Origin of the sequence: Streptococcus cristatus ATCC 51100, assembly GCF_011612585.1 — a bacterium.
GTDB lineage: Bacteria > Bacillota > Bacilli > Lactobacillales > Streptococcaceae > Streptococcus > Streptococcus cristatus_H.
On record NZ_CP050133.1, the window covers coordinates 1961884 to 1976224 of the forward strand.

The following is a 14341-nucleotide window of genomic DNA, read 5'->3' on the forward strand; positions in this document are numbered from 1 at the left end:
ATCAGTTTTAGTCTGCTTTTTATCTTGTAAATAATTGCTTTATATCCACCAACTTCTCTATTTTCTGATTGATTTCTGGTCGGTAGTCACAGAAGTTAATGCTCTGGATGCCACTGTTGGCAGCGACATCCACATCCAGCGTCCGGTCGCCGATATAGTAGGTTTCCTGCTTGTCCAGGCTATATTTCTCGAGCAGATAGTCGACACCTTCTGGGTGAGGCTTGCGCTCAAAGCCGTTGGCTGTTGTGATAATTTCTGTAAAATAATCATGAATGTCCAAGCCTTGCAAGATTTGATGGGCATTGAGTCCCTTGTGGGTATAGACAAACTGGGCAATGCCCTGCTCCTCAGCCCAAGCCAGTATCTCCGCTGCTCCCTCCATCAGATGGATCTGAGCATTTTTCTCCTTTAGGCTTGCTCCACGGAAGGCATTCATCTCGGCAGCGTCCAGGCCTTTCTCAGACGCTACTTTTTCCAAGAGCTTCTGGACAGAGTGCTTTAGGATATAGCTGTGAATACTTGCCCTGTCAAAGTCCAGATCATAGTGGGCGTAGGTTTCCTCAATTCCTGCCAAAATAGCATCGTAAGAGTCCAGCAAGGTGCCGTCCAAATCCCAAATAAACGCTGTTGTCATGTGATTTCCCTCATTTTTCTGTCGTATAAAACCTTTAAAAATAGCCAGCGGAAGCCATTGTCCAAGAGAGTCCCAGCCCAGACTCCCGGCAGACCCAAGCCAAAGGTCGCACCTAGTAAATATCCTGAGACGATGCGAATCAGCCACATGCCAATAGTCGTAGCATAAAAGGGTAGTCTGGCATTGCCCAGCCCCTGCCAAACCGCTGTGTAAATCACGGTTCCGACTGCCATAGGAGTTCCTAGCAGGGAGAAAAGTATGACTGAAAGACTGGCTGTGATCGCTCCGCTATTGTCCGTATAGAGCAAGGTCAGCGGTCGACCAAGGGCGAAAATCCCTAAAGCCAAGGGCAGCATGCAAGCAAAAGACAGCCAGAAGGCCCGCTGACGAATCAGACCTACCGCTTGCATATCTCCCTCGCCAACCGCATGGGCCACAAGCATGACTGTTGCTGTCGCGACCCCGAAAGCCGGCATGTAGTTAAACTGAGTCAGGACTTCACCAATGGCATTCCCCGCTACTGCGTCCGTCCCAAAGACGACCACAATGGCGATGATTACCACATCACCTGCCCGCATCATGAGGCGCTCTCCAGCAGCCGGCAGAGACAGGCGCAAGAGCTCGCCATCTAGGCCCCAGCTCCAACGGATCGTGGACAAGTCTAGCTCCCGCCAGAGAATCAGCACACCGACCAAACGAGCCAGCACCGTTCCCAGCGCTACACCGACAATACCAAGCTGAAAGACATAAATCCCCAGACCGGAAAAGAGAGCATTGAGGACATTAGTCAGAAGACTGACATACATGGGGAATCTAGGATTGCGCGTGACCCGCACCAGAGCTCCAAAGGAAGTCATCAAGCCTAGCAGAACAATTGTCCCACCAACCAGAGCCAGATAAAGACCACCTGCTTCAGCCACCGCCTTTTCCGTCCCCAGCAGATCCAGCATCTGCCTGCCAAAGAGCAGGGAAATCAACCCCAATAGAAGGCTCAGAAGCAGCGTCAGCTTGATAGCCTCAGCTGTATGATAGGCCAGACGCTCCTTGTCTCCCTGAGCCAGAGTCTTGGAGATGAGACTGGAAACAGCAGCCCCCAGCGCGATAAAAATTGCCTGATAAATGGTAATAATGTTTCCGGCCACCGAGACACCAGAAATCGCAATCAGCCCAAGACTGGCCACCAGATAGCTGTCGACCATGCCCATGAGCATCTGCAAAAAGTTCTCCGCCATAGCCGGCAAGGCGATATTCATGATTTTTTTATAAGTCGTCATAGAGAAAATTCTCCCTCTTAAGCATAAGCTACTTCACTTTCTTGCATTAGATGTCCTAAGAAAAAATCAGCCAGATATCCAGCTGATTTTAGGCTTTCTAAGCCAATTTTACAATCCCAAGTAATTCTCTACTGCTGCCTGCATTTGGTCTGCAGCGACCGTCGTTGTGTGGCGAACTGGTGCTGTTTCTAAGCCGTCCACAGCTGGTGGCAGGGCTACACCAGAAAGTTCGTGCAGTTGACCCAAAGCCTCAAAATCACTGAGGCCTGTCTGACCAGTCACAGCCTCAACTGCTACAACTGGGAATTTATAAGGACTAGCGGTAGATGCGATAACAGTCTTGCGCTGATCACCTGTTTCTGCCAAGTATTTTTGATAGACAGCAGATGCAACGGCTGTATGAGGGTCTTCAATGTAGTCAGACGCTTGATAGACCCGCTTGATTTCAGCAGCTGTTTCCTCTTCTGTCGCATAATCAGCCGCAAAGAGTTCTAAAATTTCAGCATCAAAGTCCGTCAGTTCATACTGGCCTTGCTCATTCAGAGCCGCCATCAGGGCAGCCGTTTTCTCAGCGCTGTTACCAGACAGATGGAAAATCAAACGCTCCAAGTTAGATGAAACCAAAATATCCATGGACGGGCTAGTCGTCACCTTAAAGCTCCGCTTCTTGTCATACACCTGGGTCTTGAAAAAGTCAGTCAGGACATTGTTCTCATTTGATGCGCAGATCAGCTTGCCAACCGGCAGACCGATTTGCTTAGCATAGTAGGCCGCCAAGATATTACCAAAGTTCCCCGTCGGAACTGTGAAGTTGACCTTATCCCCTGCTGTGATTTCTCCCGTTTTCACTAACTGAGCATAGGCATAGACATAGTAAACAATCTGAGGCACCAAACGGCCGATATTCATAGAGTTAGCTGATGAAAACTGCAGTTTATGCTCCAAGAGACGAGCCCGCAAGTCTGTGTCGTTGAACATCCGCTTGACATTGGTCTGGGCATCGTCAAAGTTGCCATCAATGGCCACCACATGCGTATTGGCACCTGTCTGCGTCGTCATTTGCAGCTCTTGGACCTTGCTAACACCGTCTTTGGGATAAAAGACGATAATCTCAGTCCCCGGAACGTCCGCAAAACCTGCCATAGCCGCCTTACCTGTATCGCCAGAGGTCGCCGTCAAAATGACAATTTTGTTTTCCAAGCCATGCTTTTTAGCTGCGGTTGTCATCAGGTGAGGCAGGATGGACAAAGCCATGTCCTTGAAGGCAATAGTCGCTCCGTGGAAAAGTTCTAGATTGTACTGACCATCCAGCTTGACCAAGGGAGCAATCGCCGCATCATCAAACTTGCTATCATAGGCATTATTGATACAGTGGTCCAGCTCTGCTTCAGAAAAATCATCCAAAAATGCAGACAAAACCAGCTTGGCTACTTCCTGATAAGAAGCGTCTTTGAGCTTGGCAAAGTCCAAATCGACCTGTGGATAAGTAATGGGCGTAAAAAGACCACCATCTGTAGCCAAACCTTGCAGAATCGCTTGGCTGGCTGTTACTCTATTCTTTTCGTCACGCGTTGATTGATAAACTAAAGTCATTCTCTCTCATCCTTTATCTGTAGTTCGTTTTATTATATCAAAATTTATCAGAAAATTCTCCATTTTTATCAAAATTAAAAAACAAAAAGAGAGTGGGACAGAAATCGGTAATTCGTTAGAATTCGATTTCGTCGTCCCACCTCCGCACAGTTGAGTAGGGCTGTAAAAGCTGATGAAATCAGCGTAGTAGAGCCCACTCAACCACTGCGTCTTGCTCGACAATCCAAAGACAATTGAGAGGCTAGGACTTTTGTCCCAGACTCAATCAAATGTTAAAACTCAGACAAGGCTTTTATTTGCTGGCCCTTTTCATCGAAATTGTCTGGGCTCAGCCATTGCTCCAGACGAGTCTTGACGGCTGGCCAATCGCTGTCAATCATGGAGAGCCAGTCGGTGTCTCGGTTGCGCCCCTTATAGACGACCGCCTGACGAAACCTGCCTTCATAGGTGAAACCAAGCCGCTCTGCTGCCCGTCTTGACGGCTGATTGAGTGCATCGCATTTCCATTCGTAGCGGCGATACTCCAGCTCTTCAAAGACATAGCGTGCCAGTAAGTACTGGGCTTCTGTAGCCAGTCTGGTGCGCTTCAGCTGCGGTGAATAGGTCACAGCGCCTACTTCAATCACACGATTGCCTCGGTCAATTCTCATTAAAGCGAAGGTTCCCAGCGCCTTGCCACTCTCCTTGTCCACAATGGCATAGTGAAAACGGTCCTGTGCTGCCAGCATCCGATCTAGCTTCTGGGACCATTCTGCCTGATTTTGGGCAGGATTTTGAAAGAGATAGGTCCACATATCCGCAGGAGAATCTGGGCCATACACTTCATACAAATCCGCTCCATGCTTGTCTTTGGACAACCGCTCAATGACAACATACTGGCCTTCTATTCGCTCTAGCTTAGGTAAATCCCCCGGCTCAAAATCTGGCAACCCCTCCCCAATAGGCTGGCCTAGTTCATTGATTCGCATATAAAACCTCACAATCTAGCTCTACTGATTTCCAAAAGCTGGATAAAAATGCTTGAAATGATTAGAAGCTACACTTGCCATCAGCTCCTATCTCCCTTGCTTCAGATCCAAACTTGGAACATTACTTGTGTAAATTATATCACTTTTTCTTTCATTCGACGCAAACTTTAGGAAGTACCTCTTCAGAAAAAGGCGGTCATAATATCTGTAAATGTTGAGATTACAGTCTACTCATACTTTAATGGAAAGCCAGATATGACAATTATTGGTTTTGTAAACGCTTTATTTTGGCTAAACTATGTTATAATGAAAATACGTTTTTATTATTTTGACCAAAGAAAGTGACCCATCATGAGACACCAGCAAAATATCTTGGCCATCATCGAAAGCTGTTACGACACTATGACCGATGTCGAAAAGCGGATTGCCGACTATTTTTTGAATCCGACCGATATAGAAGGGGATCTGTCCTCCCTCGAAGTAGCGCAAACCTTGCACATCTCACAGGCGGCCTTGACCCGTTTTGCTAAAAAATGTGGCTTTAAGGGCTATCGGGAGTTCAACTTCCAATATCTCCAACAGCTGAAAATCAGCAAAACGGAGCATACAAATCTGAAAAATGATTCGTCCCGCCAAGTACTACGCAACTATATTCAAATTCGACAACAAACCGAGGACTTGATTGACGAAAAAAGATTGGAGCGCGTAGCCCAGCTGATTGAAAAAGCGGATCGTGTCTATTTTTTTGGCACGGGAAGCTCGGGGCTCGTTGCTCGCGATATGAAACTGCGCTTCATGCGCTTAGGGGTTATTTGTGAAGCCCTGACAGATGCGGATGGCTTTGCTTGGACAACGAGCATTTTAGACAAAAACTGCCTAGTTATCGGCTTTTCTCTTTCAGGTCAAACCCCATCCATTATTGACAGCCTGATTGATGCTAAGGGCATGGGGGCTAAGACCGTATTAATCACTGGCCAGCCTGATTTGATTAAAGAAGACTTTTCAGAAATCATCCCAGTTGCAATGCAAAGTAAACCCCAGTTTATCCAACGCATCTCAGCTCAGTTCCCAATGTTGCTGATGATTGACATACTTTATGCCTTTTTCCTAGAAATCGACCGAGAGAGAAAGGAAAAAATCTTCAATAGTTACTGGGAAAATCACAAACTTAACGGCTATTACCGTAGGCATCAATAAAAGGCTAGGACAAAAATCCTGGCCTTATTTTTAACTCCTTGATGGGTTACTGACTGCTCAACCTCAAAGGGCTGGTACTTCTTAAAAGTCTTGGGCAACCTTTTAAATCTACTCCTAAAGACAAGTAAGCAAAGTTAAATTTTTGAAAATTTAGCTCTATCCACCGAATTTTTCCTGTCATGTCAATTTCTTCTAAAATATCGTCCAGCCATCTACAGAAGCAGTTTTCTAAAAGCAAGAAACCTGAGGGGCCTCAGGTTTACTTGGATTACTGATGTTTATTTTTAAAGTGGTAGTAGGCCCCAAACATGCCCGCCGTATTTTGGTGATAGGCAAAGGCTAGTTTGGTCTTCTCAGCTATGCTGGGCACCAGAGCATCCTTGAGAGCCGCTTGAATACGCGGTCGAAGAATGGCCTCTTGTCCCATGATACCACCGCCCAAGACGACGATTTCCGGATTGACGACATAGCAGATATTGGCAATTCCCTGCCCCAGATAGCCTACCATGCGATCGATGCCCTCAATACAGAGTTTATTGCCTTCGGTCGCTTCTTTGAAAATCCTGCGACCATTCCAGAGAGAGGGATCTTCTCCGTGCAATTCAGCGACATATTGAACCAAGGCTGTGGTCGAAGCTACATCCTGAAAGGCTCCGTCCGGCAGGTGCAGATAGCCTACTTCGCAGGCTGAGTTGCTAAAGCCGTGAAAAACTTGCCCATCCGCTACTAGACAGCCACCAATCCCTGTCCCAATCGTTAGACAGACCGCAATTTTTGCTCCCTTACCATGGCCAGACATGACCTCAGCCAGACCGGCACAATTGACATCATTCTCAATCTCGCAAGGAATGGAAAACTCCTCCTCCAAGACCTTCTTAAATTGCGTCCCAGCATAATTAGGAATCTGAGGACCAGCATAAAAGATCTCTCCCTTGTCTGGATCGACCATACCAGCTGAGGAGATACAAATCCCCTCAATCGAACCAGCCTGCGCATAGTCCGCAACTATCTTTTGAACCTTACGCATAATTTCCGGACCGCCCTTATGGGCTTCCGTTGGTATTTCATGGGCTTCTACTAGCGTTTCTTGGTCGTCTATCAGGCCGTATTTGATATTGGTACCGCCAATGTCAATCGTAACATAATTTCCCATAAGCATCCTTCTTTCTTTTTAGAGGAAGCGCTCCTTAGTTTCTTGGATCAAGGCCGCTGCTGCTTCTACGACTGGACGGTCTGCTTCTACGACTGGTGTCAAAGGAGCACGAACAGAGCCGATAGTCAGGCCTTCGTTAAGCTTGAGAACCTCTTTGATAACAGCATACATATTGCCATGAGCACTGGTTAGCTTGCCGATAATGTCGTTAATGGCAAACTGCAACTCTTTGGCTCTTTCTAGTTCCTTGTCTGCAATCAGTTGATTGAGTTTGAGGAAGAGCTCTGGCATAGCTCCGTATGTACCACCGATACCGGCTGCAGCACCCATAAGACGGCCACCTAAGAATTGCTCATCTGGACCGTTAAAGACCAAATGGTCACTGCCACCAAGTGCTGCAAATGTCTGGATGTCCTGAACTGGCATGGAGGAATTTTTCACCCCAATCACGCGCTCATTTTTCAGCATTTCCTTATAAAGACTCGGAGTCAGGGCTGCGCCAGCCAATTGCGGAATATTATAAATCACAAAATCAGTATGTGGGGCAGCCGCACTGATATCATTCCAGTACTGAGCGACAGAATATTCTGGCAGTCGAAAATAAATTGGCGGAATAGCCGCAATGGCATCAACTCCTAGAGCCTCCGCATGTTTTGCCAACTCGATACTGTCTTTAGTGTTATTGCAGGCCACGTGAGCAATAATAGTCAGTTTGCCCTTAGCAACTTTCATTACTTCTTCTAAAATTACTTTTCTGTCGGCCACGCTCTGGTAGATACATTCGCCTGATGAGCCGTTGACATAGAGACCTTGCACGCCCTTGTCGATGAAATACTCCACCAAAGCGCGAGTCCGCTCCGGGCTGATTTCACCCTCCTCGTCATAACAAGCATAAAAAGCTGGGATGACACCGTGATATTTCTTTAAATCTTTCATTTTCAAATTTTCTCCAAATGTACTAATTCTAGATTATAGACTGCTGTATTTAGCGAAGATTTTTTCCAAAATAGGAAGCTGCAAATAAGCCAGACCTGCAAAGCCGATAAAGGCAAAGAGGGAAAATCCTAACAGCAACACAAAGCCTGAACTATAGATGATGACAAGGATCGCGGCTATAACCGCCATCATAACAAAGAACCAAGGAAAATTCAGACTTACAATCACTAGGCTGGTCTGTAAAAGGTCTCTAAAAGACATGAGAAACTTACCAGCCAAGGGATAGACGCAAAGAGAAAGCAGGATTGTAAAAATAATAATTCCAAAACAAACCGCCTTTAAAACTTGGAAAGGCAGGGCTTCCTGCGTCCGAAAAAGCAGGAGGTCAAAGAGACTGATACAGACTAAAGCCAATTCCAGCAAGCCCAGTTTGAGCCCTTGCTTCCAATTTTCTCGAAAGATTCGAGTGTAAGTTCTGATTACTTTTACCCGACGGTTTCCCTTGATTTCAAAAAGTGTTTGATAGAGGCTGATCTTGGCAATCCCAATGGTCACCAAGGGCAGACAAGACAAGAGAAAGAGAAGATTGACCGTCATCAAATCCAGGATTTTCTCACAGATTTGCATGAAAAAATTATCTGTATCAAATATAGCTCTGATGAGTCCTGTTCCCTTATCTGACATAAGTTTCTCCTTTCTCTACTAGCCTTGCAAACTCAAAAATCTCGCTCAACTAGGGCTAGTCTATTAACACTTTAAAAAGATACTTTCTGACATTTTCTTCCAGACCCGCATAGCCATTCGGCTGATGGGCTTCTCCTGGAAAGAAAATCGCAAAATTATGGTAACCCAACAAGAGAGGATAACGATTTTGACAATGAACAAAGCCGATATCTGCCTCTTCATCAAAAGCTACTGCCTCATCGACCATCTGGCTACCATAGGCCGAATACTCATGCCCTGCTACTAGCAGATGAAAATCTGCATATTTTTTATGATATTCAAATTGATCATTGGCCTCTTGATTGAGCGTGTTTTCCTGAACCAAGAGAAAGACCTTATCTCCATCCACTTCATAGCGTCCCAAGTCAAAGCTGTCTTTGCGGTGCTCATAGAGATAATCAATCGCTTTATCCAGGTTCGGATGAAGGCCCTTGTAACGAGTCACATTTTTTAAATCGTCAAAAATCATAGTTTTATTTCCTCTATTGAGCGCCTTATCCTTTGACAGCTCCCATAGTAATCCCTTGAGTAAAGGATTTTTGGAAGATGAGGAAGACTGCTACGATTGGCACCGCCGCCAAAGCAGCACCGGCCATAATCAGACCGTAGTTGGTTGCCATCTCAGCCTGCATGGTCGCAACCCCTAACGAAATCGTCAGATTGTTCCGCGAGGTCAACATTACGAGCTGCATGAAGTAGTCATTCCAAGTGTTGATAAAGGTAAAGATAGCCAGAGCAGCAAAGCCTGGTTTGACGATAGGAAAAGCTACACTCCAGAAGGTCCGGATTTCACCACAACCGTCGATCTTAGCTGATTCCAGAAGCTCTGTCGGGATATTTTCACTAAACTGCTTCATGAGGAAGACCCCGAACGGCCAGCCAACTAAAGGTAAAATAACTGCCCAAAGGGTATCGTGGATTCCCATGAAATTGACAATCCGCACTAGAGGTACTAGGACAACCTGCTTAGGCAAGGCCATAGCCGCGATAAAGATAGCAAAGAGAATCCGTTGCCCGTAAAAGCGTTTCTTAGCCAAAACGTAACCAGCTAAAGATGACGTCGCACAAACCAAGAACATGGTCGCCAGCGAAATGAAGACACTGTTCCACATCCATTGCAAAGCCGGATTTTGAACGGCTAATTGCTGGAAGTTCTCTGTTGTCGGGTTTTGTGGCCACCATTGAGGCGGAATCATAATTGTATCCGGCTGAGATTTAAAAGCTCCAGTCAGAATCCAGTAGAATGGAAAGACAAAGAGCACGGTCAAAAGTGCTAAAATAACAGATGAGAACACTTTAAATGAATTAAATTTTTTTGGTTTCATATTCCTGCTCCTTTCTTTAATATTCCACATCGTTACCGAGAATCTTGAACTGGGCGAAACTGATAATCGCAATCATAATCGCCAGAAAGACTCCCATGGTGTTTGCATAGCCATATTCAGATAGCTTGAAGGCTTTTTCATATAGATAGTACATAAGCGTACTCGTTGAATAGTTTGGCCCACCTGATGTCAACAGCTGAATCAAGGCGAAACATTGGAATGAGTTAATAGTTGTGATAATAGCGATATAAAGTGTCGTCGGCAAAAGGCTCGGCCATTTGATTTTCCAAAAGACCTGCATCTCTGTTGCCCCATCCACACGCGCAGCCTCCACTAGAGAATTATCGATATTTCCCATAGCTGCGATATAGAGAATGATGGGCTGACCGACAGATGTTGTCAGCAAAATAACAATGATAGCGGCCAATGCCCACTGTTTGTCTCCCAGCCAAGAAATGTTTTGGTTGATGATATGGCCAGATTTCAAAACAAAGTTCAAAATACCAGATAGCGGATCGTAGATCCACTTCCACACGACTGTCACGGCAACACTACCTGTAACAACCGGTAGGAAGAAGACGAAACGGTAAAAGGAGCGAGAAACAGCATTCATCTCATAGGTCTGTGAAGCCACAAACAAAGAGAAGAGCACGACTACTGGCACAGAGCCGATTACAATAATGACTGTATTAATGAGTGACTTAACAAAAACTGGATCATTGAACATCCGAATGTAGTTATCAAACCCAACGAATGTAAATGAGGTCATTGTATAATTAAAGAAACTAGTGATAAATCCCATTATCATAGGCGCCAAAACAAATACTGTAAAGAATATAAGAATTGGAGCTAAAAACGCATATGATATTAGGGTTTCTTTCATTCTGATTTTATTGACTTTCACAATGAGGTACCCCTCTTTCAAGATTTTCTAACAAAATACCCCTTTTTCTATTTTTAGAGACTGACAACAGAAAAAGGGGCGGATTTTAAACTTGCTTATTTTTTAGTAATCGTTTCGTTTGCTTTTTCAGTAAATGTCTTCAAAGCAGGTTCAACTTTTTCATCTCCATTAGATACAGATTGTAACATTGGGAACCAGAGTGTTCTCATTTCTGCAAATCCATCAATGGTGTTGTAGTATGGTGAGTAGTATTTAGTCCAGCCACTGATTGTTTCCATACGCTTGTCATCATAGAGTTTACCAAAGGATGTACGAACTGGGAAAGCACCTGTACGAACAACGTTCTTAGGTCCCCATTCTTTGTCATCAGCGATGAATTTCACAAATTTCTTGGCTGCTTCTACTTTCTTGTCGTCTTTGTTGTTAAAGACTGCAAAACCATTTACAAGATATTCAAGTGCTGGTTTACCTGAGTCTGATGGGAATGGTACTTCTACTACTTCTACTTTACTTGCTTCCAACAATTTAGCTTGGATACCATTTTGTGCTGGTGCCCAAAGAACAGTGTAAGAAGTTTGACCGTTAGCGAAGTTTTGGATGTCTGCTCCACCATCGTATTGAGAACCGTTCATCATGAGGCCATTGTTGATCCAGCTCACTGCTTTTTCAAGACCTTTGACAAATTTCGGATCATCAGTTGTATATTTAGTTACTTTTTCGTCTGTAACGGAGCCGCCATAGAGGTTAGCGATGAAGGCACGAGTTCCTTGGTCACCACCTTGACCGTTACTGAAGAGAGAGCCAGGTGTATAACCTTTGTCTTTAAGCGCTTTCAAAACTTTTTCAAAGTCATCTGTTGTCCAGCCTTCTTTAACTAGGTTGAGGACACCAGCATCTTCCAACATTTTCTTATTCATTGCCATATAGAATGGAGCAGAGCTGATTGGATACATATAAGCTTTGTCTCCAGCCTTGCTGGCTTGGATAATGTTATCGTTGTTAACATCTTTGACGAAATCATCTGTGAAGAGGTCGTTCAAGTCTGCCAACTTACCGTTTTTACCGTATTGAATAATCCGGCCTGGTGCATCGAAGAGCACGTCTGGCGCTGTTCCAGCCTCGATAGCTGTCGTAATTTTTTCTGGACCTGACTTGAAGTCGATTGTTTCCAAATTAACATGAATGTCTGGATTTGCTTTTTCAAATGCTTCAATGATGGATTTTTCATAAGTTCCCACACCATCGCTGGCATTTTCTTGAGTGAAGACCGGGAATGCCCACCAAGTAATCTCTGTCTTACCAGATTTATCACCAGAGCTAGCTGCTTTATCTGAGCTACCACCACCGCTACAAGCTGCTAACGTAAGAACTGCGGCTCCCGCTACCAATGAACAAAGCAATTTCTTCATTTTCATTTGTTTTTCTCCTTTAAAATTAAGATTCCAAGCTGACCTAAACAGCTTTTACCTGCATATTGGAGAGTGGGACGGACCTCTTTCATTAGGCGCCCCAGCCTCGTTTTTCCTGTGTTATTTCTCTGGACAAGCGTCCACCTATATTTTATTAAAATGCTAAACTTTTAAAAGTACAATCACTCCTTCTCTGTGACCTTTCTTTTATCCTAAAATAAAGTCAGTCAGTTCATTTTAGGTTGTTTTACAAAGTAATTCGTTTTTGAGTCTCACTATCAAACAGATGACTCTTAGGTAGTTTGAAGGTAAAGCGAAGCTTCGAACCTGGATCCAGATAATTAGAAGCATCTACCTTGGCTGAAAACTCTTGGCTACCCACCTTACAGTAGAGCACTGAGTCACTACCCAGTAACTCTGACACGACAACCTCCGCATCGACCACATCGCCAGGGAAAGTATCCTCTACAATCAAGTCGGCTGAGATATCCTCTGGTCGGATACCCAAAATAATTTTCTTACCTTGGTAGCCTTTTTCTGTCAAAAGCTTCTCTTGACCACCTGTCAGGGTAAGATTGAGTTGATCACCATCAGTCAGTTGATGACCAGATACCATCACTTCAAAGAAGTTCATAGCTGGACTGCCGATAAAGCCTGCAACAAACTTATTCGCTGGTTCATTGTAAAGCTCTTGCGGAGTTCCGACTTGCTCGATACGACCGATAGTTCCCGTGCCCGCTTCATTTTTCGTCGCTGACATGATAACAATGCGGTCGGCCAAGGTCATTGCCTCGGTTTGGTCGTGGGTAACGTAAATGGTTGTTGCTCCGATACGGCGGTGGATTTTGGCAATCTCAGCACGCATGGACACACGCAGTTTCGCATCCAAGTTTGACAAAGGTTCATCCATCAGGAAGACCTTGGCATCACGCACGATGGCACGACCCATAGCAACACGCTGACGTTGACCACCAGACAAGTCCGCTGGTTTGCGGTCTAGAAACTCTTTCAAACCAAGGATTTCAGCTGCTTCTTGCACCCGTTTGTCGATATCTTCCTTGCTGTACTTGCGCAATTTCAATCCGAACGCCATGTTGTCATAAACTGTCATGTGTGGATAGAGGGCATAGTTCTGGAAAACCATGGCAATATCACGATCCTTGGGAGCAATATCATTGACTAGTGTCTCATCGATATAGAGCTCGCCCTCAGTGATGTCCTCCAGTCCCGCAATCATACGAAGCGTTGTGGATTTCCCACATCCAGAAGGGCCAACAAAGACGATAAATTCTTTGTCTTTGATTTGCAAGTCGAAATTTTCTACAGAGTAGAAATCACTATTAGGATATTTTTTGTAGAGCTTATTTAACTTTAAGGTCGTCATTGCTTTACCTCACTTTATTTTACTGCTGCAACGAAACGCTCGGTGATTTCCTTTGGTCGAGTAATGGCTCCGCCTACTACAATACCGCGAACACCTAAATCATGGATTTGCTTGGCTTGATCTGGATAGTGAATCTTGCCCTCAGCAATCACATCTACTCCCGCATCACAGAGCTTCTTGACCAGTTCAAAATCTGGTCCGTCTACCTTAGGACTGTAGGAAGTGTAGCCTGATAAGGTCGTACCGACAAAGTCAACGCCAGCTGCTACAGCTGCCACGCCTTCCTCAAAGGTACTGATGTCAGCCATCAGCAGTTGCTGCGGATATTTCTCCTTGACTTGGCGGATAAAGTCCTCAACCTTCAAACCATCATAGCGTTCCCGCTGGGTGCAGTCCAGAGCGATGACCTCGATATCAAGGGCAGCCAGCTCATCCACTTCCCGCATGGTCGCAGTGATAAAAGGCTCCTGTGGTGGATAGTCCCGTTTGATAATCCCGATAATCGGGAGCTTGGTTACTTCCTTAATCTCCTTGATGTCTCGCACGCTGTTGGCTCGAATACCAACTGCCCCGCCCTCTTCAGCCGCCTTGACCAAGAGAGGAATGACACCGCCAGCCTCCGTATAGAGGGGCTCATGAGGCAGAGCTTGACAGGAAACGATAATGCCATCTTTGATTTTTGCAATTAATTGATCTTTGCTAATCTGTGACATAAATAATCTCTCCTTTTTCTATGTTTTCTCCGTTCTTTTTATAATGTCATTATATACAAAAAATAAAGCGCTTTCAATAAGTTTTGAGATTTAGATTTTAGTTTCTAAAAACCGACTTCCTTTCTTAA

The 14341-nt window shown here is 45.0% G+C and carries 14 protein-coding genes; 1 reads left to right on the forward strand and 13 read right to left on the reverse strand.

Annotation, left to right across the window (positions count from 1 at the left end; all coding sequences use genetic code 11):
* Positions 1-19: 19 nt before the first annotated feature.
* The 4 genes from HBA50_RS09735 to HBA50_RS09750 all read right to left on the reverse strand — a co-directional run bounded on the left by HBA50_RS09735 (position 20) and on the right by HBA50_RS09750 (position 4469).
* Positions 20-634, reverse strand: a complete 615-nt coding sequence (locus HBA50_RS09735) for an HAD-IA family hydrolase (protein WP_045498269.1) — start codon at positions 632-634, stop codon at positions 20-22.
* Complete coding sequence (locus tag HBA50_RS09740; RefSeq protein WP_045498271.1) at positions 631-1908, reverse strand: MATE family efflux transporter; 1278 nt, start codon at positions 1906-1908, stop codon at positions 631-633. Before HBA50_RS09740 ends, HBA50_RS09735 begins: the two co-directional genes overlap by 4 nt.
* A gap of 108 nt (positions 1909-2016) precedes the next feature.
* Positions 2017-3501, reverse strand: coding sequence for a threonine synthase (thrC, locus tag HBA50_RS09745; protein WP_045498273.1), 1485 nt, complete (start codon positions 3499-3501; stop codon positions 2017-2019).
* 272 nt (positions 3502-3773) lie between these two features.
* Positions 3774-4469, reverse strand: coding sequence for a GNAT family N-acetyltransferase (locus HBA50_RS09750; RefSeq protein ID WP_045498275.1), 696 nt, complete (start codon positions 4467-4469; stop codon positions 3774-3776).
* Positions 4470-4820: 351 nt separating this feature from the next.
* Here HBA50_RS09750 and HBA50_RS09755 point away from each other — a divergent pair, with 351 nt between their 5' ends.
* Positions 4821-5666, forward strand: coding sequence for a MurR/RpiR family transcriptional regulator (locus HBA50_RS09755; RefSeq protein ID WP_045498277.1), 846 nt, complete (start codon positions 4821-4823; stop codon positions 5664-5666).
* A gap of 268 nt (positions 5667-5934) precedes the next feature.
* Here HBA50_RS09755 and HBA50_RS09760 read toward each other — a convergent pair whose 3' ends face one another.
* The 9 genes from HBA50_RS09760 to HBA50_RS09800 all read right to left on the reverse strand — a co-directional run bounded on the left by HBA50_RS09760 (position 5935) and on the right by HBA50_RS09800 (position 14213).
* Positions 5935-6819, reverse strand: a complete 885-nt coding sequence (locus tag HBA50_RS09760) for an ROK family protein (protein WP_045498279.1) — start codon at positions 6817-6819, stop codon at positions 5935-5937.
* 18 nt (positions 6820-6837) lie between these two features.
* Positions 6838-7755: a dihydrodipicolinate synthase family protein gene (locus HBA50_RS09765; RefSeq protein ID WP_045498282.1), complete on the reverse strand. Its 918-nt coding sequence runs from the start codon at positions 7753-7755 to the stop codon at positions 6838-6840.
* A gap of 33 nt (positions 7756-7788) precedes the next feature.
* Positions 7789-8439 (reverse strand): DUF624 domain-containing protein, encoded by a 651-nt coding sequence (locus tag HBA50_RS09770; protein WP_045498284.1) that lies wholly within the window; start codon positions 8437-8439, stop codon positions 7789-7791.
* A 55-nt stretch (positions 8440-8494) separates the two neighbouring features.
* Positions 8495-8947, reverse strand: coding sequence for a NanQ anomerase/TabA/YiaL family protein (locus HBA50_RS09775; protein WP_045498286.1), 453 nt, complete (start codon positions 8945-8947; stop codon positions 8495-8497).
* Between the two features lie 25 nt (positions 8948-8972).
* Complete coding sequence (locus HBA50_RS09780) at positions 8973-9803, reverse strand: carbohydrate ABC transporter permease (RefSeq protein ID WP_045498288.1); 831 nt, start codon at positions 9801-9803, stop codon at positions 8973-8975.
* A gap of 16 nt (positions 9804-9819) precedes the next feature.
* Entirely contained in the window at positions 9820-10707 is an 888-nt protein-coding gene (locus HBA50_RS09785; RefSeq protein WP_045498290.1) for a carbohydrate ABC transporter permease, read from the reverse strand.
* Between the two features lie 95 nt (positions 10708-10802).
* Positions 10803-12122: an ABC transporter substrate-binding protein gene (locus HBA50_RS09790; protein ID WP_045498292.1), complete on the reverse strand. Its 1320-nt coding sequence runs from the start codon at positions 12120-12122 to the stop codon at positions 10803-10805.
* A gap of 241 nt (positions 12123-12363) precedes the next feature.
* Positions 12364-13500 carry an ABC transporter ATP-binding protein gene (locus tag HBA50_RS09795; RefSeq protein WP_045498294.1) on the reverse strand — a complete coding sequence of 379 codons (1137 nt, stop codon included), beginning with the start codon at positions 13498-13500 and terminating at the stop codon, positions 12364-12366.
* Between the two features lie 14 nt (positions 13501-13514).
* Positions 13515-14213 (reverse strand): N-acetylmannosamine-6-phosphate 2-epimerase, encoded by a 699-nt coding sequence (locus HBA50_RS09800; RefSeq protein WP_045498297.1) that lies wholly within the window; start codon positions 14211-14213, stop codon positions 13515-13517.
* Positions 14214-14341 lie beyond the last annotated feature (128 nt).